Annotated in this window: 1 protein-coding gene; it reads left to right on the top strand. The window is 33.3% G+C overall.

The genetic code is table 11. The features are described 5' to 3' along the window. Positions 1–209 precede the first annotated feature (209 nt). On the top strand, positions 210–1,016 hold the full coding sequence (locus AB4153_RS21580) for a hypothetical protein (protein ID WP_371998630.1): 807 nt from the start codon (positions 210–212) through the stop codon (positions 1,014–1,016). The last annotated feature ends 225 nt before the right edge of the window (positions 1,017–1,241 follow it).

Here is a 1,241-nt window from a genome sequence, read left to right as displayed (position 1 = left end):
TGGGGATCCCTCAGACTCTGACCCCACATATTCCACATATTCTCGATTGGAATAAGTTGGGCGTTAAATTTTATGGTCTTTTAGTGTATTTAAAATTTCAAGAATTTATGCGTGCAGGTTAAGTTGACTTTAGTAGATTAGCATAGGGCTTTATTCTGAAGCTTATACAGGCATAAAACACAATTTCTATATATTGAGAAGGATTACATATGAATCACGTATACAAAACTGCGAATAGATATTACCAAGACTTTGAGTCGTATGAAGGTGTCATTACATTTAAGTCTATTTGGGTCTTGCTATCACTATTGGCATTTATTTGTATGGGGTACTCCTTTTTTTGGTATATGAATTTAGTTAATTGGCCTGAATCAAATTTTTCTCAACTCCAAAAATTGTTTTTTGCACTAGGTTTTGAAGCTACAGCTATCTTGTGCTCTTTTAGGTTACAGTCTTTAAAGACGAAAAGAGTTATTAGTAAAATGCAGCAAAAATTAGATGTGGAAACTGATGTTCTCATTGAATTGAAATCAATTTGGTTTAAAAAAACAATAGGTGTAAAAAATACCGAATATATTGAGTTAGCAGAAAAACTTGATACTTTCTTAACTTTAAAAACTCGACATAAGTCCAGTCTAGCGCTTACGGGACGACAATTTGGTGATTTATTTTTTTCAAATGAATCTAAAAATAGAATATTAGCAATGTTCATGGGGCTAACGGCTTTGAGCATAGCTTTATGCATTGCTGGAGGAGTTAATATAAACACAATATTTTCCTTGTATGAAAATACTGATATTGCCGTCTATGTTTTTTACATCTGCTTTTTTTCAATTCTCATTCTAGGTTTATACTTGGTTTTTCGCTTCGTGTTTGTACTTGCTTATGAAATTATGGAAACACTACTTGGGAGACTTGACGGCTTGAAAAGTACTAGTGATAGGAGGATACGTATATTTATAAATCAATTACTAAGTCTTCATGTTATTGAGAAAGCTAAAGTTAAAAAGACTTAATAAGTGGCCAGAGAATAGTTGAAATAAGTGGGGTTAGACTCTGAACCCATATATGCTTGCAGGTGGCACTATGTCATGACACCTGCGACCTAAAAATAAAGCTTAATTTAGTAATTCAGCGAGCTTTGGACAGCCTTTATGAAAGCTGCTTTCAAGTGCGTAATCTAGTGCATTTTTATCACTATCATTTTTGATTGCTTTATCTGCGCCTTTATCAAGTAGGAT

It is taken from the genome of Shewanella sp. 10N.286.52.E4, from assembly GCF_041468785.1.
Taxonomy (GTDB): domain Bacteria; phylum Pseudomonadota; class Gammaproteobacteria; order Enterobacterales; family Shewanellaceae; genus Shewanella; species Shewanella electrodiphila.
Note: the sequence above shows the minus strand (reverse complement) of the source record. Positions and strands in the feature narration are given on the sequence as shown.